The following is an 18,149-nucleotide window of genomic DNA, read 5'->3' as shown; positions in this document are numbered from 1 at the left end:
AGGGGAGGAGAGACTGGCTGTCCACAGTGGCCGCCTGCCGATCCAGGGGGCACAACAGAACTGTCACATACCTTCTCTATGAGAGCGGGCAAGGACTTGCGCAAAACCCTTGTCACACTGCCATTCAAGAGGGAAAAACCATGACGATCATCAAGCGGGGCTTCGCTGCCCTTGCCGCCGGCGCGCTCAGCACCGCGCTTGCGGTTCCTGCTTTTGCGGAGCCGGTCAAATTCGACTTCTGGTTCGGTCTTTCGGGCGATCTCGCCCGCGTCGTCGATACGCTGTGCAAGAACTTCAACGATTCCCAGAAGGACTACGAAGTCGTCTGCACCAGCCAGGGCAATTACGACGCCACGCTGCAGAACACGATCGCCGCTTTCCGGGCCGGCAAGCAGCCCACCGTCGTCCAGGTCTATGACGTCGGCACCGCCACCATGATGCTGTCGGGCGCCTACAAGCCCGCCGACAAGCTGATGGAAGAGAACGGCTACAAGATCGACTACAGCGACTATTTCCCCGGCATCGCGCGCTACTACGCGACCTCGAAGGGCGAGATGCTGTCCTTCCCGTTCAACTCGTCGACGGCGCTGATGTACTGGAACAAGGACGCCTTCGCCAAGATCGGCAAGACCGAAGCGCCCAAGACCTGGGAAGACGTCGGCGCCGACCTCAAGGCTTTGAAGGACGCAGGCTATGATTGCCCGATGGCGATCAACATCTCGGCCAATGAAAGCTGGCAGCTGATGGAGCAGTTCTCGGCGCTGCACAACCAGCCGGTCGCCACCAAGAACAACGGCTATGACGGTCTCGACGCGCGTCTGGAAGTCAACAAGACCAAGTTCGTCCAGTACGTTACTGACCTCAAGAAGTGGTATGACGCCGGCCTGGTCAAGATCAAGTCGAAGGACCTCGGCCAGGATATGGTGCAGGCCTTCGCCACCGGCACCTGCCAGCTCATCCTGACCTCGGTCGGCGATCACGGCACGGTCGGCCGCACCCAGAAGGAAGGCATGAACTGGGACGTCGCCGAGCTGCCGGTCTATGCCGGCACCGAGCGCAAGAACTCGCTGGTCGGCGGCGCTTCGCTGTGGGTGCTGTCGGGCAAGTCGGACGCCGAATACAAGGGCGCGGCGGCCTTCCTCAACTTCATCCACGACCCCAAGACCGCTTTGTTCTGGTCGACCAACACCGGCTACATTCCGGTGACGAAGTCGGGCTTCGATTTCATGAAGTCCAACGGCTTCTACGACAAGGCCCCCTACAAGGGCCGTGAAGTCGCGATCGAGAGCCTGACCGCGTCGGAGCCGACCGAGATCACCCGCGGCGTCCGCCTCGGCAACTTCACCCAGATCCGCGCCGAGTTCGGCACGCAGATGCAGGCGATCTTCGCCAACAAGGTCAGCGTGCAGGAAGGCCTCGACACTCTGGTCAAGAATGGCGACGCGATCCTCGAGCGCTTCCAGCAGACCTATCCGGGTAAGACCCTGCCCTGATCCCGGATAGCGGAACGGCCGCCCGTCGAGATTCGACGGGCGGCCATTTCATATCTAGTTTGTCCCGCGAAGGCGGGCTGATGGTTCCACTGCATCGGCGGATCGATGGAAAAACGCGTCACTTTCGGCAGATGGACGATCGGCATCCTGTTCGCGGTGCCGCAGTTGTTGCTGATCTTCACCTTCTTCTACTGGCCGGCCGGCCAGGCGGTCTACTGGTCGCTGACGCTGCAGCAGCCCTGGGGCGGCGGCAACATCTGGGTCGGGCTCGACAATTTCCGCTCGATCCTGTCCAACGCCGACTACTGGAATTCCATCACCGCCAGCATGATCTTCGCCGGTATCAGCACGGGCCTTGCGATGGTCATCGCGCTGGTGCTCGCCGCCCTGACCGACCGGCAACTTGCCGGCTCATGGCTCTATCGCGTGGTGCTGATCTGGCCCTACGGCATCGCCGCGCCCGCTTTGGCGCTGGCCTTTCGTTTCATCCTGGCGCCGGAAGCCGGCTTCATGGCCGTCGTCAATAAGGTTTGGCCGGGCTTCTGGGATCCCGGTCTCGACGGCGCCGACGCGATGGCCTCTGTCATCATCGCCTTCTCCTGGAAATATGTCGGCTATAATTTCATCTTCTTCCTCGCCGCCTTCCAGGCGATCCCGCGTTCGCTGATCGAGGCGGCGGCGATGGACGGCTCCGGCGTCATCAGGCGTTTCTGGGATATCCAATTCCCGCTGATCACGCCGACGATCTTCTTCCTGCTGGTCATCAACATCACCGAGAGTTTTCAGGATTCCTTCGGCATCGTCGACATCATGACCGCCGGCGGGCCGGCCAACGCCACCAATCTGATGGTCTACAAGATCTATTCCGACGGCTTCAAAGGCCTGGATTATTCAGGCGCGGCCGCGCAGAGCATCATCCTGATGCTGCTCATCATCGCTCTCACCATCGTCCAGTTCCGCTTCATCGAGCGGCGCGTGCACTATCGTTGAGGCGGGCCATGGTCGAACGCACCCCGATCCTCAACTTCTTCACGCATCTCATCCTGTTCGTCGGCTTTGTATTCTGCGTGGCGCCGTTCGTCATCGTGGCGATTGCCGCCTCGCACAATCTGAAGGACGTCAACGACGTGCCGATGTCGCTGCTGCCGGGCAGCGATTTCTGGGTCAACGTCAAGACAGCGTGGACGACCGCGGATCTCGGCCCGAAGCTGCTGAACAGTTTCATCATGGCGTTCGGCGTTGCCGCCGGCAAAGTGATCATCTCGGCGTTGACCGCCTTCTCGATCGTCTATTTCCGCTACCCCGGCCGCATGCTGATCTTCTGGCTGATCTTCATCACGCTGATGCTGCCGCTGGAAGTGCGCATCGTGCCGACCTACGCGGTGGTCGCCAACGTGCTCGAGCCTTATCAGACGATCATGGACCTGACAGGGCTGTCCTGGGTGATCGAGAAGGTGTCCGGCGTTCAGGTCCAGCTCAGCCTGGGACTGCTCAATTCCTATAGCGGCCTGATCCTGCCGTTGATTGCGACCGCCACCGGCACCTTCCTTTACCGGCAGTTCTTCCTGACCGTGCCGGACGAATTGACCGAGGCCGCGCGCATGGACGGCGCCGGCGCGCTGCGCTTCTTCGTCGATATCCTTCTGCCACTGTCGCGCAACAACATGGCGGCGCTCGGCACCATCATGTTCCTGTGGGCCTGGAACCAGTATCTGTGGCCGCTGCTTATCACCACGGACCAGTCGCACGCGATGGCGGTGACCGAGCTGAAGCAGCTCATCCCGAATGTCGGCGGCGCGCCGGAATGGCATATCGCCATGGCCGGCACGCTGATCATCATGCTGCCGCCGCTGATCGTCGTGGTGCTGATGCAGCGCTGGTTCGTGCGCGGCCTGATCGCTACCGAAAAATAGGGAGACAAAAATGGCCTCCATAACCATTCGCGGCGTCAAGAAGAACTACGCCAAGACGCAGGTCGTGCACGGCGTCGACCTCGACTTCGCCTCGGGCGAGTTCGTCGTCATCCTGGGTCCGTCCGGTTGCGGCAAGTCCACGCTGCTCAGGATGATCGCGGGGCTGGAAGAGATTTCCGACGGCACGATCGCGATCGACGGCACGGTGGTCAACAAGCTCGAGCCGCGTGAGCGCGGTTGCGCCATGGTGTTCCAGAACTACGCGCTCTATCCGCATATGAGCGTGGCGCAGAACATCGGCTATTCGCTGAAGGTGGCCGGAGTTGCGTCGGCCGAGCGCACCCAGCGCATCCAGGCGGTGGCGCGCGTCCTGGAGCTGGAGCACCTGCTCGACCGCAAGCCGATGGCACTGTCCGGCGGCCAGCGCCAGCGCGTCGCCATGGGCCGTGCCATGATCCGCGAGCCGAAGGTGTTCCTCTTCGACGAGCCGCTCTCCAATCTCGACGCAAAGCTGCGGGTGCAGATGCGCTCCGAGATCCGCAAGCTGCACCGGCGCCTCAGCGCCACTTCGGTCTTCGTCACGCATGACCAGGTCGAGGCGATGACGCTGGCCGACCGGCTGGTGGTGATGAATGGCGGCCGCGTCGAGCAGGTCGGCACGCCGGCGGAAGTCTACAGCCGGCCGGCAAGCCGCTTCGTCGCCACCTTCGTCGGCGCGCCGGCGATGAACATGCTCGAAGGGACCGTCACGCTCGACGGCCTGTCATTGCTGGGCGACAGCCGCAAGCTCAACGTGTCGCGCACGGGCCTGCCCGTCGGCGCGCAAGTCGCGGTCGGCGTCCGGCCGGAGGCGGTACGCATGGTGGCGCCGGGCACGCCGGGGGCGCTCACGGCGAGCGTCGACCTCATCGAGGAGTTGGGCGCCGGCCGCGTCATCTATGTCGATCTCGACGGTGCGCCGTTCTCCATCGTGACGTCGGAGACCGTCCACCCCGAACCGGGCAGCACGGTCGGCCTGCAGTTCGCCGAATCGGACCTGCACTTCTTCTCCTCGGAGACGGGTGGCAGGCTCGACGTGTTCAAGGCTTCGGTGCCGGAACCGGCCCCGGCGACGTTGTGAATTTGATTTGAGGGTTCATGCAATGAAAATCATCCACGTCACCGACGTCCATCTCGGTCGTCGGCGCGAGATGCGCTACGGCGCGAACCTGAATGAGCGACTCGATCGATGCATCGATCATATCAATGCGCGGCATGGAGATGCCACGCTGTGCATCTTCACCGGCGACCTGACCGATGACGGAGAGGCCGAGAGCTATGCCGACCTGAAGGCGGCGCTGAGCCGGCTCACCGTGCCTTACCGTCTATTGCCCGGAAACCACGACCGGCGCGCCAATCTCATCGCCGCCTTTCCCGAGAATGGAACCGATGGCAACGGCTTCGCGCAGTCGGTTTTCGACACGCCGGAAGGGCGCCTGGTTTTTCTCGACAGCCTGGCGGAGGGCCGCGTCACCGGCGAGTTGTGCGACAACCGACTTGGCTGGCTCGATGCACGGCTTGGCGAGACGGCGGGCAAGGCGGCTTATATCTTCCTGCATCATCCGCCGGTCGAGCTCGGGCTTACATTGCTCGACCCGCTGGGCCTCGAACAGCCGCAGCGGCTCCTCGATGTGCTGACCCGCCACGGCAATGTCCGCTACGTCTTCTTCGGCCATGTCCACCGCGATATCGCCGGCACCATCGCCGGCATTCCGTTCTCGGTGCAGCGCGGCCTGCATGCCCGCTTCATGCTCGACCTGGTCGGCGATGAGGTGGTCGAGCAGGCGCCGCCCGCCTATTCGATCATCCTGATCGACGGCACTCGCGTCGTCATCCACAGCCACGATTTCCTGGAGCAATGGCCGCTGTGGTCGCCGGCGACGGGGCAGCGGGTGCGGTAGATCACTCAAGCAACAGTGTGGGCGTTCCCTGTCCTTCGACCAGCTTGATCGCTTTCCTATCGAAAGACACGAAGGTTTCGCCACCGAGCCACTGACCGTCGAACGCGATCACGCCATCGGCGAAATCTCCACCGGCGTCGAGCACGGCCAGGCCCGCTTCGATCGTTGGGCGGTTGGCCACGACGTTGCGCATGTCGAGGATGCGGCGGATCGAGGCGGATATATCAGGCCGTGCAACCCGGTAACTTCTATCCAGCACCCAAACAAACTCGCAGAGCGCTTGAACGCTGATCGCGACCAATTCGGCCCCCTCCAGGGCCTGGGCTGCTTTCTGTTGCTGCGTTGGGTCATCCCCGACGACAAGGCGCAACAGCACGTTGGTGTCGAGGCTGATCTTCACTTGCGCTCGATACCGCGCATCCCGCCCAAAGCGCCGGCGTCGGCGATCGCATCGTTGATCTCCTCGATCGAAAGCCGTGCGCCGTTCGTTTTGCCCTTGAGCATTCCGCTCAGCTCTTGCCAGGAGCCCTTGCCCTGGTCAGCTTTCAGCTCCGCTCGCCCACCGGGTAGAAGATCAAGCCTGATCTTGTCGCCGGGCTGGATGCCGAGGTGCTTGAGCACGTCCTTCCGGAATGTGACCTGGCCTCGTGCTGTAACCGTCAATGTCGTCATGATGTGGCCTGCTAGAGCGGTTCACCGTTTCACGGAAACGGCGAACCACTCTATCTCCTGTTTTGACGCAATTCCTGACGGAAGGTTACGGCGAAGACGCCGAACTTAACCGCTCACACTTTTCCAGGAATTGCTCTAGCGCTAAAAATAATGCATAATTGCATTATTCTCAAGACGGAGATCAAGCAAACACATGCGCCTTGCCGGTGACGGTGAGGCGCACGATCTCGCCGACAGCAGGCGCGTCCATGCCTGTCCTGCGCAGGACGAGCGGCGTGTTGCCGATGGCGGCGGCATCGGGCGGATCCGGGCTGTTGAGCAGCCGCACGGCGACGGTGCAGACCGAGCCCGCGAACTCGCAGTCCGTCACTTCGCCGAACAGCATGTCCGGCGTGCCGGACATGCCTTCGCGCGAGGTCCGCTTGAGCAGGACCTGCTCGGGCCGCAGCATGATGCGCGCAACATCGCGCCGTTCCTTGGTGTCGACCGCGATGCGGCCGAGCCGCGATACGGCAAAGCCGTCCGCGATCCTGGCCGGCACGATGATGGCGTCGCCGAGGAACTCGGCGACCATCCTGTCCCTGGGCTGGAAATAGAGCTCGCGCGGCGTGCCGACCTGCGAGAACAGGCCTTCGCGCATCACCGCCACCTGGCTGGCGAAGGACAGCGCCTCGGCCTGGTCGTGCGTGACCAGTATGGTGGTGATGCCCGCTTCTTCCAGAAGCTCGGCCACCGCCTTGCGCATCGAGGCGCGAAGCCCGGTGTCGAGCGCCGAGAAAGGTTCGTCGAGCAGCATCAGCCTGGGCTTCATCGCCATGGCGCGGGCAAGCGCCACGCGCTGCTGCTGGCCGCCGGAAAGCTCGTGCGGCCGCCGCTTCAGGATCGCCTTGTCCAGCCCGACGATGTAGGCGAGCTCGACGATGCGCTCCATGCGCTTGTCCTCGCTGCGGGCCATGCCGAAACCGATATTGTCGGCGATGCTGAGATGCGGGAACAGGGCGCCGTCCTGTGCCACCACGCCGATGCCGCGGCGATGCGCCGGCACGGCCGCGCCACCATTGGCGAGCACCTTGCCGTCGAGCGCGATACGGCCGCGGTCCGGCGCCTCGAAGCCGGCGATCAGCCGGAGCAAGGTGGTCTTGCCGCAGCCGGACGGTCCGACGATCGCGGTGCGGCTGCCGCTTTCCACCTTAAGGTCGACGCCGGCGAGCGCCGCCACCGGGCCGTAGTTTTTCGCGACGCCGCTGAGTTCGAGAAAGCTCATCGTCCGGCCATCCGCTTCGATTGGACGTAGAGCCACCAGGTCATCGGCAACGACATCGCCACCATGATCAGCGCGTAAGGGGCGGCGGAGGCGTAGTCGATCTCGCCGCTGTAGGACCAGAAGGCCATCGCCAGGGTGCGGGTGCCGTTGGGTGCCAGCATCTGGGTGGCGGTGAGCTCGTTGGTGATGCCGAGCGCCACCATCGCCATGCCGGCCGCCGCGCCCGGCGCCGACAGGCGTATGGTCGTCGACCACAGCGCCTTGACCGGCGACCGGCCGAGGCTGGAAGCGGCGCGTTCCAGCTCCACCGGCGCCTGTGCGATCGAGGCGCGCAGGCTGATCAGCGCCCGTGGCAGGAACATCAGCGCGTAACCGAACAGGATGGTGAACAGCGTCTGATAGAGCGGCAGCGCGACGCGCACGGTGATCGTCACCAGCGCCAGCGCGATGACCACGCCCGGCAACGCGCCGACGATATAGTTGCAGCTCTCGAGCAGGCGCTGCAGCGGCCCCGGCGCGCGGATCGAGATCCAGGCCATCGGCATGGCGGCCAGCGTTGCAAGCACCGCGCCGGCAATGGCGAGGAACAGCGTCTGGCCGAGCGCCAGGCCGATCTCGTCCCAACGCCAGACATCGGTGCCGCCGGCGAGCAGCCAGCGGCCGACCGTGACGAAGGGCACGCCGAGCGACAGCAGCGCGACGCCCGCCGGCAAAAGCAGGCAGGGCAAGGTGGCGCGGCCGAGGCGAGCGCGCTGCTGCTGGCGTGCGGCGCCGGAACCGACACGCGCATAGCGTTCCTCGCCACGGACCATCACCTCGAGGGCGAGCAGGAAAAGGCAGCAGACCACCAGCACGGCGGCCAGCATGTTGGCGGCCGGGCCGTTGAAGGTCGACTGGAACTGGTCGACGATCGCGGTTGTGAAGGTGTCGAAACGGATGAAGACATAGAGGCCGTATTCGGCCAGAAGATGCAGGCCGACCAGCAGTGAGCCGCCGCAGACGGCGAGCCTGAGCTGCGGCAGCACGACGCGCGCGAAAACCCGCCACGGATCAAGACCAAGCGCCGCGGCCGCATCCTCCAGCGCCGGATCGAGCCGACGCAGCGCGGCGGCGATCGGCAGATAGAGGAACGGGAAATAGGCGATGACGGAGACCAGCACGCCGGCCCACAGCCCGTGCAGGCCCGGAACGAAGCTGATCCAAGCATAGCTGTGAACGAAAGCAGGGATGGCGAGCGGCGCGACCGAAAGCCAAGACCACCAGCGGTTGCCCGGCAGGTCGCTGCGTTCGGTCAGCCAGGCCAGCGCCACCGAGAGCACGATGGCGATCGGCACGGTGACGGCGACGAGGAGCACGGTGTTGACCAGCAATTCGCCGACGCGCGGCCGCAAGATCAGTGCCACTACGGTGTCCCAGCCGGTCTGGATCGCGACCCAGACGATGAAGGCGAGCGGCAGCAGCGCGATAAGCGCGATCAGGGCGGCGGCGAGCGTGATCCAAGAGGTGGACCGGCGCTTCTTCATCCCGGCCGCAGGCAGTTTTGCCGGCATCATGTCTATCGCCGACTGCATCAGGCGCGCCACCATGTCGCCGGCGCCGTATGGCGGAAGCGATCTGATAAGCCGCGTAAGCGGCTCGAGGCGCAGCCGATCGTCATTCGACGCAGCGATCTCCAAACAAAAACGCTCCCGCGGATGGCGAATTGCCGCGGGAGCACGGTCGTTCGCCCTTTTAGGACGAACGTGAACTAAAGCAAGCCGGCTTGCGTCATCAGGTCGATGACCTTCTTGGAATTCAGCGTCGCCGGATCGACTTTCGGCGCCTGCAGGTCGGCCAACGGCACGAGCTTGGGGTTGGATTCGTCGCCCTTGCCGACGGCATATTCATACGAGGTACCGGTCTTCAGCACGTCCTGGCCGCCCTTGCCGGTCACCCACTTCAGGAACGCCTGGGCTTCCTTCGGATGCTTGCTGGAAGCCAGCACGCCGCCGCCCGACACCGAGACGAACGCGCCCGGATCCTGGTTCTTGAAATAGTGCAGGCCGACATTCTTGCTGTTCTCGCCGGTCTTGGCCTGATCGCCGATATAGTAATAGTGGTAGATCACGCCACCTTCGATCTCGCCGGCATTGACCGCCTTCATAATCGTCGAGTTGCCCTTATAGGCGGTGAAGTTCGCCTTCATCGCCTTCAGCCAGTCGGCGGTGGCGGCTTCGCCCTTGATCTGAAGGAGCGCGCTGACGATCGCCTGGAAATCGGCGCCGGACGGCGAGGCGGCCCAGCGGCCCTTCCAGCCCGGATCGGCAAGATCGAGCAGCGACTTCGGCAGTTGGTCTTCCTTGAGCTTGTCCTTGTTGTAGGCAAAGACGGTGCTGCGGGCGGCGACGCCGACCCACTTGCCGCTCGACGGCTGGTATTCCTGCGGAACCTGGGCCAGCGTATCGGCGTCGACCGGCGCGAACAGGCCGGCCGCCTCGACCAGCGCCATGGCCGGCGAGTTCTCGGTCAGGAATACGTCCGCTGGCGAGGCCGCGCCCTCTGCGACGATCTGGTTGGAGAAATCGCTGTCGCCGCCGTTGCGCAGCGTGACCTTGATGCCGGTTTCCTTGGTGAAGCCCGCGGCCCATTCCTTGGCGAGGCTCTCATGCTGGGCATTGTAGACGATGATGCCTTGATCCTCGGCCATGGCCGGGGCGGAAATCAGGCCGAGCGCCAGCGCGGCGCCGGCGAGCGTGGAAAGGGCAATCTTCATGACATCGTCCTCAAATCTGGAGACAGGGTTTCGGGCACGGCTGCACCTATCAATACCTGATTATTGTAGTCAACATTGTGACCCTGCTTCAACCGGTCGCCGTGCCGCAAACTTTCGTGATTTTGCGGTAGTTTGGCTTGGACATTATTTCGTCGGCCACGTAACAAACCAGGGCCGAGACGCGAACATCGGGGGTAAACTCTTGTGACCGGCAAGGACGAGGCCGAGCTTTCCCGGCTGCTCAGGGCCGCGATCGCGGGAGATGAAAGGGCTTATGCCGACTTTCTGCACCGGATCGCCGCCCTCGTTCGCGGCTTTGTCCGGCGCAAGATCGTTCAGGGCGGAGTCGACCCCGAGGATGTCGTGCAGGAAACCTTGCTGGCCATTCATGTCAAACGCCACACCTGGCGGTCGGATGCGCCGGTGTTGCCCTGGGTCTATGCGATCGCCCGCTTCAAGCTGATCGACGCGTTCCGCCGGCGCGGGCGGCGCATCGAGGTCGAGATCGACGAGATCGCCGAAACCTTCGCCGAGCCGGAGACGGAAACGGTCAGCGAGCGCGACATCAACCGGGCGCTCGACGGGTTGCCGGCGGCGCAGCGCTCTGTGGTCTCCTCGATCTCGGTCGACGGGCAGTCGATCGGCGAGACGGCGGCCAAGCTCGGCATCAGCGAGACGGCGGTGCGGGTGTCGCTGCATCGCGGCCTCGCCGCGATCGCCAAAAGATTTGGACGACAGTGACATGAGGACCGAGGATCTCATCAAGGCGCTCGACGCCGATGCCCGCGACAAGGCGATGCCGATGGGCAAGGCCTGGTGGCTGGCGGTCGGCGTGGCCGTGACGATCGCGGCGGCGGTCTTCTTTGCCACCATCGGGCCGCGTCCCGACATCATGCCGGCCATGCACACGATGCGCTTCATGTCCAAATTCGTGTTCACGCTGGTGCTCGCCGTCAGCGCCTTCGCGCTGATCCGCGCGCTGTCGATGCCGGGTGCTTCGACCAGGCGGGCGATGGCCTGGATGATTGCCGCGCCGCTCTTGGTCGTGCTGGCGGTGGTCCTTGAGCTGTTTGTCGTGCCCCAGGCTGATTGGGGCAAGCGGCTCGTCGGCTCGAACATGATGATCTGCATGACCTTCATCCCGCTGATCGGCATCGGTCCGCTGGCGATCTTCCTCGGCATGCTGCGCTATGGCGCGCCGACCCGGCCGGTGCTTGCGGGGGCGGTCGCCGGCCTGCTTGCGGGCGGGCTCGCGGCAACCTTCTATGCCGCGCATTGCTTCGACGATTCGCCGCTCTTCGTCGCCACCTGGTATACGATCGCGATCGCCTTCCTCACGCTGCTCGGGGCCATCGGCGGGCGGCTTTTCGTGCGCTGGTAGCCGACGCGCACCGATCCTTTGGTACGGTTTGGAAACGGTACCTTAATCATGCCGGCAATTGTTTGCCGGTTAGCGGAGGGATCGCCGCCGTCCACGCAACCATTCCTTAAAACCGATCCGCCAGGGTTGTGGCAACGTGCGTATTGGGTGGGATCGCATTGTGGCGTGGTTGAACTGGAAAGGGCTCCGTGCCGACGGGCACGCTGCGCAAGGTCTGCTGGCGGTCGGCATGGTTGTCACCGCCGCGTCGATCCTGCTGCCGCGCCTTGAATTGGGCGCCGACGCGCTGAGGCTCTGCCTGCAGATATCCGTCGCCATCACCGCCGCGACGCTGTTTTTGTCGGCGCTGTTCATTCACCGCATCGTCGATGACCGCCGTCAGATCGCCGAGAGCGAGCAGCGCTTCCGCCGCGCCATGGAGGATTCGGCGATCGGCGTCGCCATCGTCGGTCTCGACGGGCGCATCAAGCAGGCCAATCCAGCCTTCGCCGCGATGCTGGGCTACAGCCGCGGGGAGATCGAGGCGCTGTCCTTTCCGCAGATCACGCATCCGGACGATCTTTCGATCGGTCGCGAGACGATGATGAATGTGCGGGAAGGCCGGATCAGCTCCTACCATTTCGAAAAGCGCTACCTCAGGAAAGACGGGACCCCGGTCTGGGCGCAGCTTGCCGGCTCGGTCATCCGCGACGAGGACACCGGCAAGCCGCTTTACCTGGTATCGCAGATCGAGGATATCGACGCGCGCAAGCAGGCCGAGGCGCGCATCGCCGAGGCCGAGACCCGATGGAATTTCGCGCTCACCAGTGCCGGACAAGGCATCTGGAGCCTCGACATGCGCAACGGTGGCACGACCTATTCCGAAACCTGGGTGAAGATGCTGGGCTATGCCGACGGCGAGCTCGACGGCGATCCCGACCGCTGGCTGGCGATGATCCATCCCGACGATCGCGAACGCGTCGCCGAGGCGGATCGCGCGCATCTTGCCGGTGAGACGGCCTTCTTCGAGGCGGAGTTCCGGATGCGGCACAAGGACGGCCACTGGGTCTGGATCCTCGACCGCGGCAAGGCGATCGAGCGCGACGGCGAGGGCCGTCTGGTCCGGGCCATCGGCAGCCTGACCGATATCACCGAGCGCAAGGAGGCCGAAGCGCGGCTGATGGTCTCGGCGGCAATGCTGGCCGACGAAAAGGAGCGTCTCCGGGTGACGCTGCAGTCGATCGGCGACGCGGTGATCTGCACCGATGCCGCCAACCGCGTCACCTTCATGAACCCGGTCGCCGAAAAACTCACCGGGGTCGAGGTCGGCGAGGCCATGGGCAAGGTGCTCGGCCATGTCTATTGGGCCGTCGACGAGGAAAGCGGGCAGAGGATCGGCCTGACGCGTCCTTCGGCGAGCGAACGCCCGCACTGCGACCAGAACACACGCGCGGTTCTTGTGCGGCGCGACGATACGCGCTGCAGCATCCGCCAGGTGGTGTCGCCGATCATGAACGACCGCGAGGAGTTCTGCGGTCTCGTCATCGTCTTCCAGGATTTCACCGACGCGCGCGCTCTGCAGCGCCAATTGGCCTACGCCGCCACCCATGACGCGCTGACCGGGCTCGCCAACCGCTCGAGCTTCATCCGCACCATGGAGGAGCTGGTCGACCAGTGCCGCCGCAATGGCGGCGAGCATCAGTTCATGTTCGTCGACCTCGATCATTTCAAGGCGGTCAACGACACCGGCGGCCATGCCGCGGGCGATGCGCTGCTCAAGAGCGTGGCCGATACCTTGCGCAACGTGCTCGGCCCGGAAGACATCGTCGCGCGGCTCGGCGGCGACGAATTCGCCGTCCTCCTCAAATCGGGCGCCGCGGCGCGCGGACCGATCGCGGCGCGCTCGGTCATCGACGCCATCCGCAACCTCAATTTCAGCTGGGACGGGCGCTCGCATTCGATCGGGGCCAGCATCGGGCTCGCGCCGATCCGGGCCGGTTGCGGCGAAGTGGACGAGATCATCGCCCGCGCCGACGCCGCCTGCTATGCCGCCAAAGCGGCCGGCCGCGGCTGCGTTTCCGCTGCGCCCGACGAAGCTTCGTCCGACGAAATCTCGAAAGAAGTGCCGCCTCTGCCGCTCGCCGCGGCGTCCTGAGCCGCGCCGAAAGCCTTCAGCCGGGCAAGATCAGCGCGTCGGCACCGGATGGTCGCCGCGATAGTCGTAGAAGCCGCGGCCGGTCTTGCGGCCGAGCCAGCCGGCTTCGACATATTTCACCAGGAGCGGGCAGGGGCGGTATTTCGAATCCGACAGGCCCTCATGCAGCACCTGCATGATCGACAGGCAGGTGTCGAGGCCGATGAAGTCGGCAAGCTGCAGCGGTCCCATCGGATGGTTGGCGCCGAGCCGCATGGCGGTGTCGATGGCATCGACCGTGCCGACGCCTTCATAAAGCGTGTAGATCGCCTCGTTGATCATCGGCAACAGGATACGGTTGACGATGAAGGCCGGGAAATCCTCGGAAACGGTGATCGTCTTGTCGAGGTGCTTCACATAGGTCTTGGCGGTCTCGAAGGTGTGGTCCTCGGTGGCGATGCCGCGCACCAGCTCGACCAGCTTCATCACCGGCACCGGGTTCATGAAATGAATGCCGATGAAGCGTTCGGGACGATCGGTCTGGGCGGCTAGCCGGGTGATCGAGATCGACGAGGTGTTGGTCGCCAGGATCGCTTCCGGATTGAGCTGCGGGCAGAGCTGCGCGTAGATCTTGCGCTTGACCGTCTCGTCCTCTGTCGCCGCCTCGATCACCAGGTCGGCGGCCGCGAGGTCGGCCATGGCCGGTGCGGCGGAGATGCGCGCCATTGCTTCGTTGCGAGCCTTTTCCTCGAGCTTGCCGGAGCCGACCTGGCGGGCCATGTTGCCGCTGATGGTGGCGATGCCCTTCTCGATGCGGTCGGGCGACACGTCGTGGATCAGCACCTTGTAGCCACCCAGCGCCGAGACATGGGCGATACCGCCACCCATCTGACCCGCGCCGACAATGCCGATCGTCTCGATCTTGCTCATTACCCCGATCCCGTCCGGAGCATTTCCGCTTCTTTGAAGCGCGGAAACGCTCCTATTTGTTTATTTCCCGCAATCCGGGCGCAAAACCGCCGGATTAGCTCCGGGCCTTGATGGCCCGCTTTTTGTGCAGTGCAAACTAAAAGGGCGGGGCGACTTCGTCTACCCCACCCTTCGGATTTTAATATGCCAGGACTGGCGGCGTCAAAGCGCCTTTTGCAGTTCCGGCAGGATGACGAAGAGATCGCCGACCAGGCCGTAGTCGGCAACCTGGAAGATCGGGGCTTCCTCGTCCTTGTTGATGGCGACGATGACCTTCGAATCCTTCATGCCGGCCAGGTGCTGGATGGCGCCGGAGATGCCGACGGCGATGTAGAGGTCGGGCGCGACCACCTTGCCGGTCTGGCCGACCTGCCAGTCGTTCGGCGCGTAGCCGGCGTCGACCGCTGCGCGGGAGGCGCCGACAGCGGCGCCGAGCTTGTCGGCGACCGGCAGGATGACTTCCTGGAACTTCTCCGAGGAGCCGAGCGCGCGGCCGCCCGAGATGATGATCTTGGCCGAGGTCAGCTCGGGACGATCGTTCTCGGAAAGCTTGTTCTCGACGAAGGAGGAGAGGCCGGGGTTCGCGGCGGCGTTGGCCGTTTCGACCGAGGCCGAGCCGCCTTCCGGCGCCGCCGAGAAGGACGCGGTGCGCACGGTGACGACCTTCTTTGCGTCGGTCGACTGCACCGTCTGGATGGCGTTGCCGGCATAGATCGGCCGCTTGAAGGTATCCGGCGAGACGACCTCGATGATCTCGGAGACCTGGGCGACGTCGAGGAGTGCCGCCACGCGCGGCGCGACATTCTTGCCCGACGAGGTGGCCGGCGCGATGATCGTGTCGTAGCCGCCCGCAAGCGACACTACGAGAGCCGCCGTAGGCTCGGCGAGACGCTCGGCAAGCTCGTCGGCCTCGGCCAGCAGCACCTTGCGGACGCCCTTCAGCTTGGCGGCGGCGTCGGCCGCGCCCTTGGCGCCCTTGCCGGCCACCAGCACGTCGACGTCGGAGCCGATCTGGAGAGCGGCCGACAGCGCCTTGGCCGTCTGGTCGGAAAGGGTTGCGTTGTCGTGTTCGGCGATGAGGAGAATTGCCATTTTCTTTGTCCTTTCCTGACCGCTCAGAGCACGCCGGCTTCGTTCTTCAGCTTCTCGACGAGCTCGGCGACGCTCTTGACCTTGACGCCAGCTTTGCGGCCGCCCGGCTCCTCGGTCTTGATCACCTTGAGGCGCGGCTTGACGTCGGCGCCGTAATCGGCCGGGCTCTTCTCGTCGAGCGGCTTCTTCTTGGCTTTCATGATGTTGGGCAGCGAGGCATAGCGCGGCTGGTTGAGGCGAAGATCGGCGGTGACGATCGCCGGCAGCTTCAGCTCGACCGTCTGCAGGCCGCCATCGACTTCGCGCGTCACCTTGGCCTTGTCGCCTTCAAGCACGATCTTGGAGGCGAAGGTGCCCTGCGCCCAGCCGAGCAGCGCCGCCAGCATCTGGCCGGTCTGGTTCGAATCGTCGTCGATCGCCTGCTTGCCGAGGATGACGAGGCCGGGCTTCTCCGCCTCGACCACGCCCTTCAGCACCTTGGCGACGCCCAGCGGCTCGGTCTGTTCGTCGGTCTTGACCAGGATGGCTCGGTCGGCGCCCATGGCGAGGGCGGTGCGCAGCGTCTCCTGCGCCTGCTGCGGGCCGACCGAAACAACGATGATCTCTTCCGCCTTGCCGGCTTCCTTGATGCGGATCGCTTCCTCGACCGCGATCTCGTCGAACGGGTTCATCGCCATCTTGACGTTGGCAAGCTCGACGCCCAATCCGTCGGCCTTCACCCGGACCTTGACGTTGGCATCCACAACCCGCTTCACGGGCACAAGGATCTTCATTTTCCTGTCACCTCTCCTGAGATAGTCGGGGCGCTATACCAGCGTGCGCCCTGTCAGAGTTGTCGAAAGCCGACATTACGGGCGGAATATCCGCCCAGCGGTGCCGTTTCCGTAGTGGCGGCAAATCGGCGCGTCAATATCCCACGACACACCCAAATCGGTTCAGTCGCGGGGCGTTGCTGCTCCACGGCCCCATTGCGACGCCGGCTGCGTCGGATCGCCAGCGGCCGGTTCGACGGGAACAGGCGGCTGCTGGACGTTGGGCGTCGGGACCGGCTCGCCGTCGGCGCCGGCCAGCAGCGGTACGCCCCGGCTGCGCAGTACCAGAACCAGGATCGATCCGGCAATGATGCCGCCGATATGGCAGGCCCAGGAGATCTGGTCCTCGCCGCCCGCGGCAAACATCACGACCTGGAACAGGATCCACAGGATCAGCGGGATGAAGGCCGGGATACGCAACGGAATGCGGGCAAAGGCCAACACCCAGACTTTCACCCGGGGGTAGAGGATCAGATAGGCGGCGACGACGCCGGCGATGGCGCCCGAGGCGCCGATCAGCGGCGTTTCCGAATCCCAGGCCACCAGCCCCTGGAAGAAGGCACCGGCGACGGCGCAGGCGAGATAGAAGATCAGATAGCGTATGTGGCCGAGCGCATCCTCGACATTGTCGCCGAACACCCAGAGGAACAGCATGTTGCCGCCGAGATGGAAGATATCGGCATGCAGGAACGAGTAGGTGAGATAGCTGAGGCTTTCGGGGATGATGACGAATTCAGGCGACAGCTCGACCTTGTCGTGAACCACCGACGGGATGAAGCCGAGGCCGAGAACCGCGGCATTGTTGAAGTTTTCACCGCCAATCGTGGTCGCCAGATAGACCAGCACATTCGCCACGATCAGGCCGATCGTCACATATTGGAGGCGGATGTGGCGCAGCCTGTTGGTGTCGTAAAGCGGGATGAACATCGGACCCTCCCGCCCCTAAATTCAGCGGTTCTTGCCGGGCACCCATAGCACGTCGGCCTTTCCATTGTCATTGACCGCGCGGGCGGCGACGAACAGAAAGTCCGAGACACGGTTGATGTATTTGAGCGCCTCGCGGTTGACGTGCTCGGCCGGATCCTGTGCCAGCGCCACCATGAGGCGCTCGGCGCGGCGCGCCACGGTGCGGGCCAGATGGAGCGCGGCCGCGGCCGGCGTGCCGCCGTTCAGCACGAAGGATTTCAGCGGCTGCAGCTCCTTGTTGATGAGATCGATGTCCTGTTCGACGCGGCTGGTCTGGGCGGCGACGATGCGCAGCGGCTCGTATTCCAGCGGCTTGCCGTCGTCCGGCACGGCGAGGTCGGCTCCCAGATCGAACAGATCGTTCTGGATGCGCGACAGCATGGCGTCGATCGCCGGATGCTCGCTGCCGGTATGGATGCGGGCCATGCCGATGCAGGCATTGGCCTCGTCGACGGTGCCGTAGGCATCGACGCGCAGGTCGGATTTCAGCCGCCGCTCGCCGGTGCCCAGCCCTGTCGTGCCGTCGTCGCCGGTGCGGGTGTAGATCTTGTTGAGCTTGACCACGCGATCCCCCTGAACCGCCCTATTTGCGCGTGAAATAGACCACCAGCAACAGCAGCCCCAAGGCCACGGCCTGCAGCATGATGCGCGCCTGCATCAGCTTGTTCGAGGTCATGCCCGAGCCGCCGCGCATCATGTTGATCAGGCCGCGGACCAGCACGATCACCACGGCGGCCATGGCGATGACAGCGAGGATCTTCAAGGCGATGAGCATCTGGCTG

19 protein-coding genes are annotated in these 18,149 nt (G+C 64.4%); 8 read left to right on the top strand and 11 right to left on the bottom strand.

The annotated features are described in order from the left end of the window. Positions 1 to 140: 140 nt before the first annotated feature. The 5 genes from RFM52_RS16570 to RFM52_RS16550 all read left to right on the top strand — a co-directional run bounded on the left by RFM52_RS16570 (position 141) and on the right by RFM52_RS16550 (position 5,346). Positions 141 to 1,493: an extracellular solute-binding protein gene (locus RFM52_RS16570; RefSeq protein WP_320296703.1), complete on the top strand. Its 1,353-nt coding sequence runs from the start codon at positions 141 to 143 to the stop codon at positions 1,491 to 1,493. Positions 1,494 to 1,598: 105 nt separating this feature from the next. Further along, on the top strand, positions 1,599 to 2,483 hold the full coding sequence (locus RFM52_RS16565; RefSeq protein ID WP_320296704.1) for an ABC transporter permease subunit: 885 nt from the start codon (positions 1,599 to 1,601) through the stop codon (positions 2,481 to 2,483). 8 nt (positions 2,484 to 2,491) lie between these two features. Continuing rightward, positions 2,492 to 3,406 (top strand): ABC transporter permease subunit, encoded by a 915-nt coding sequence (locus RFM52_RS16560; RefSeq protein WP_320296705.1) that lies wholly within the window; start codon positions 2,492 to 2,494, stop codon positions 3,404 to 3,406. Positions 3,407 to 3,416: 10 nt separating this feature from the next. Then, entirely contained in the window at positions 3,417 to 4,526 is a 1,110-nt protein-coding gene (ugpC, locus tag RFM52_RS16555) for a sn-glycerol-3-phosphate ABC transporter ATP-binding protein UgpC (RefSeq protein WP_320296706.1), read from the top strand. A gap of 22 nt (positions 4,527 to 4,548) precedes the next feature. After that, a complete protein-coding gene (locus RFM52_RS16550) occupies positions 4,549 to 5,346 on the top strand; it encodes a phosphodiesterase (RefSeq protein ID WP_320296707.1) in 798 nt (265 codons plus the stop codon). 1 nt (position 5,347) lies between these two features. Here RFM52_RS16550 and RFM52_RS16545 read toward each other — a convergent pair whose 3' ends face one another. From RFM52_RS16545 to RFM52_RS16525, 5 genes are all read right to left on the bottom strand, one after another. Continuing rightward, complete coding sequence (locus RFM52_RS16545; protein WP_320296708.1) at positions 5,348 to 5,746, bottom strand: type II toxin-antitoxin system VapC family toxin; 399 nt, start codon at positions 5,744 to 5,746, stop codon at positions 5,348 to 5,350. Then, the gene (locus RFM52_RS16540; RefSeq protein ID WP_320296709.1) at positions 5,743 to 6,018 is read right to left on the bottom strand and encodes an AbrB/MazE/SpoVT family DNA-binding domain-containing protein; all 276 of its coding nucleotides are present in this window, start codon (positions 6,016 to 6,018) and stop codon (positions 5,743 to 5,745) included. Before RFM52_RS16540 ends, RFM52_RS16545 begins: the two co-directional genes overlap by 4 nt. 181 nt (positions 6,019 to 6,199) lie before the next feature. After that, positions 6,200 to 7,282: an ABC transporter ATP-binding protein gene (locus RFM52_RS16535; RefSeq protein ID WP_320296710.1), complete on the bottom strand. Its 1,083-nt coding sequence runs from the start codon at positions 7,280 to 7,282 to the stop codon at positions 6,200 to 6,202. Next, positions 7,279 to 8,853, bottom strand: coding sequence for an ABC transporter permease (locus RFM52_RS16530; protein ID WP_320296779.1), 1,575 nt, complete (start codon positions 8,851 to 8,853; stop codon positions 7,279 to 7,281). Before RFM52_RS16530 ends, RFM52_RS16535 begins: the two co-directional genes overlap by 4 nt. A gap of 176 nt (positions 8,854 to 9,029) precedes the next feature. Continuing rightward, complete coding sequence (locus RFM52_RS16525) at positions 9,030 to 10,034, bottom strand: iron ABC transporter substrate-binding protein (protein ID WP_320296711.1); 1,005 nt, start codon at positions 10,032 to 10,034, stop codon at positions 9,030 to 9,032. A gap of 204 nt (positions 10,035 to 10,238) precedes the next feature. Between RFM52_RS16525 and RFM52_RS16520 the strand changes: the two genes are divergently transcribed. The 3 genes from RFM52_RS16520 to RFM52_RS16510 all read left to right on the top strand — a co-directional run bounded on the left by RFM52_RS16520 (position 10,239) and on the right by RFM52_RS16510 (position 13,549). Then, positions 10,239 to 10,775, top strand: a complete 537-nt coding sequence (locus tag RFM52_RS16520) for a sigma-70 family RNA polymerase sigma factor (protein WP_320296712.1) — start codon at positions 10,239 to 10,241, stop codon at positions 10,773 to 10,775. Position 10,776: 1 nt separating this feature from the next. Further along, entirely contained in the window at positions 10,777 to 11,415 is a 639-nt protein-coding gene (locus RFM52_RS16515) for an NrsF family protein (RefSeq protein WP_320296713.1), read from the top strand. 229 nt (positions 11,416 to 11,644) lie between these two features. After that, entirely contained in the window at positions 11,645 to 13,549 is a 1,905-nt protein-coding gene (locus RFM52_RS16510; RefSeq protein ID WP_320296714.1) for a PAS domain S-box protein, read from the top strand. Positions 13,550 to 13,579: 30 nt separating this feature from the next. Here RFM52_RS16510 and RFM52_RS16505 read toward each other — a convergent pair whose 3' ends face one another. The 6 genes from RFM52_RS16505 to RFM52_RS16480 form a co-directional block, all read right to left on the bottom strand. Then, the gene (locus tag RFM52_RS16505) at positions 13,580 to 14,458 is read right to left on the bottom strand and encodes a 3-hydroxybutyryl-CoA dehydrogenase (RefSeq protein ID WP_320296715.1); all 879 of its coding nucleotides are present in this window, start codon (positions 14,456 to 14,458) and stop codon (positions 13,580 to 13,582) included. Between the two features lie 201 nt (positions 14,459 to 14,659). Continuing rightward, on the bottom strand, positions 14,660 to 15,589 hold the full coding sequence (locus tag RFM52_RS16500; RefSeq protein WP_320296716.1) for an electron transfer flavoprotein subunit alpha/FixB family protein: 930 nt from the start codon (positions 15,587 to 15,589) through the stop codon (positions 14,660 to 14,662). Between the two features lie 23 nt (positions 15,590 to 15,612). Continuing rightward, positions 15,613 to 16,362, bottom strand: coding sequence for an electron transfer flavoprotein subunit beta/FixA family protein (locus RFM52_RS16495; RefSeq protein ID WP_320296717.1), 750 nt, complete (start codon positions 16,360 to 16,362; stop codon positions 15,613 to 15,615). Positions 16,363 to 16,524: 162 nt separating this feature from the next. Further along, positions 16,525 to 17,328 (bottom strand): rhomboid family intramembrane serine protease, encoded by an 804-nt coding sequence (locus tag RFM52_RS16490; RefSeq protein ID WP_320296718.1) that lies wholly within the window; start codon positions 17,326 to 17,328, stop codon positions 16,525 to 16,527. A 21-nt stretch (positions 17,329 to 17,349) separates the two neighbouring features. Further along, positions 17,350 to 17,931, bottom strand: a complete 582-nt coding sequence (locus RFM52_RS16485; RefSeq protein ID WP_320296719.1) for a cob(I)yrinic acid a,c-diamide adenosyltransferase — start codon at positions 17,929 to 17,931, stop codon at positions 17,350 to 17,352. A gap of 19 nt (positions 17,932 to 17,950) precedes the next feature. After that, entirely contained in the window at positions 17,951 to 18,142 is a 192-nt protein-coding gene (locus RFM52_RS16480) for a twin transmembrane helix small protein (RefSeq protein WP_320296720.1), read from the bottom strand. Positions 18,143 to 18,149 lie beyond the last annotated feature (7 nt).

The organism is Mesorhizobium humile (assembly GCF_033977215.1).
Lineage (GTDB): Bacteria > Pseudomonadota > Alphaproteobacteria > Rhizobiales > Rhizobiaceae > Mesorhizobium > Mesorhizobium humile.
Note: the sequence above shows the minus strand (reverse complement) of the source record. Positions and strands in the feature narration are given on the sequence as shown.

What these genes read in the sequence shown, in the direction of transcription:
- RFM52_RS16570 (WP_320296703.1), top strand. Translation starts at nt 141, where the DNA reads ATGACGATCATCAAGCGGGGCTTCGCTGCCCTTGCCGCCGGCGCGCTC.
- RFM52_RS16565 (WP_320296704.1), top strand. Translation starts at nt 1,599, where the DNA reads ATGGAAAAACGCGTCACTTTCGGCAGATGGACGATCGGCATCCTGTTC.
- RFM52_RS16560 (WP_320296705.1), top strand. Translation starts at nt 2,492, where the DNA reads ATGGTCGAACGCACCCCGATCCTCAACTTCTTCACGCATCTCATCCTG.
- ugpC (WP_320296706.1), top strand. Translation starts at nt 3,417, where the DNA reads ATGGCCTCCATAACCATTCGCGGCGTCAAGAAGAACTACGCCAAGACG.
- RFM52_RS16550 (WP_320296707.1), top strand. Translation starts at nt 4,549, where the DNA reads ATGAAAATCATCCACGTCACCGACGTCCATCTCGGTCGTCGGCGCGAG.
- RFM52_RS16540 (WP_320296709.1), bottom strand. Translation starts at nt 6,018, where the DNA reads ATGACGACATTGACGGTTACAGCACGAGGCCAGGTCACATTCCGGAAG.
- RFM52_RS16535 (WP_320296710.1), bottom strand. Translation starts at nt 7,282, where the DNA reads ATGAGCTTTCTCGAACTCAGCGGCGTCGCGAAAAACTACGGCCCGGTG.
- RFM52_RS16530 (WP_320296779.1), bottom strand. Translation starts at nt 8,853, where the DNA reads ATGCAGTCGGCGATAGACATGATGCCGGCAAAACTGCCTGCGGCCGGG.
- RFM52_RS16525 (WP_320296711.1), bottom strand. Translation starts at nt 10,034, where the DNA reads ATGAAGATTGCCCTTTCCACGCTCGCCGGCGCCGCGCTGGCGCTCGGC.
- RFM52_RS16515 (WP_320296713.1), top strand. Translation starts at nt 10,777, where the DNA reads ATGAGGACCGAGGATCTCATCAAGGCGCTCGACGCCGATGCCCGCGAC.
- RFM52_RS16510 (WP_320296714.1), top strand. Translation starts at nt 11,645, where the DNA reads ATGGTTGTCACCGCCGCGTCGATCCTGCTGCCGCGCCTTGAATTGGGC.
- RFM52_RS16505 (WP_320296715.1), bottom strand. Translation starts at nt 14,458, where the DNA reads ATGAGCAAGATCGAGACGATCGGCATTGTCGGCGCGGGTCAGATGGGT.
- RFM52_RS16500 (WP_320296716.1), bottom strand. Translation starts at nt 15,589, where the DNA reads ATGGCAATTCTCCTCATCGCCGAACACGACAACGCAACCCTTTCCGAC.
- RFM52_RS16495 (WP_320296717.1), bottom strand. Translation starts at nt 16,362, where the DNA reads ATGAAGATCCTTGTGCCCGTGAAGCGGGTTGTGGATGCCAACGTCAAG.
- RFM52_RS16490 (WP_320296718.1), bottom strand. Translation starts at nt 17,328, where the DNA reads ATGTTCATCCCGCTTTACGACACCAACAGGCTGCGCCACATCCGCCTC.
- RFM52_RS16480 (WP_320296720.1), bottom strand. Translation starts at nt 18,142, where the DNA reads ATGCTCATCGCCTTGAAGATCCTCGCTGTCATCGCCATGGCCGCCGTG.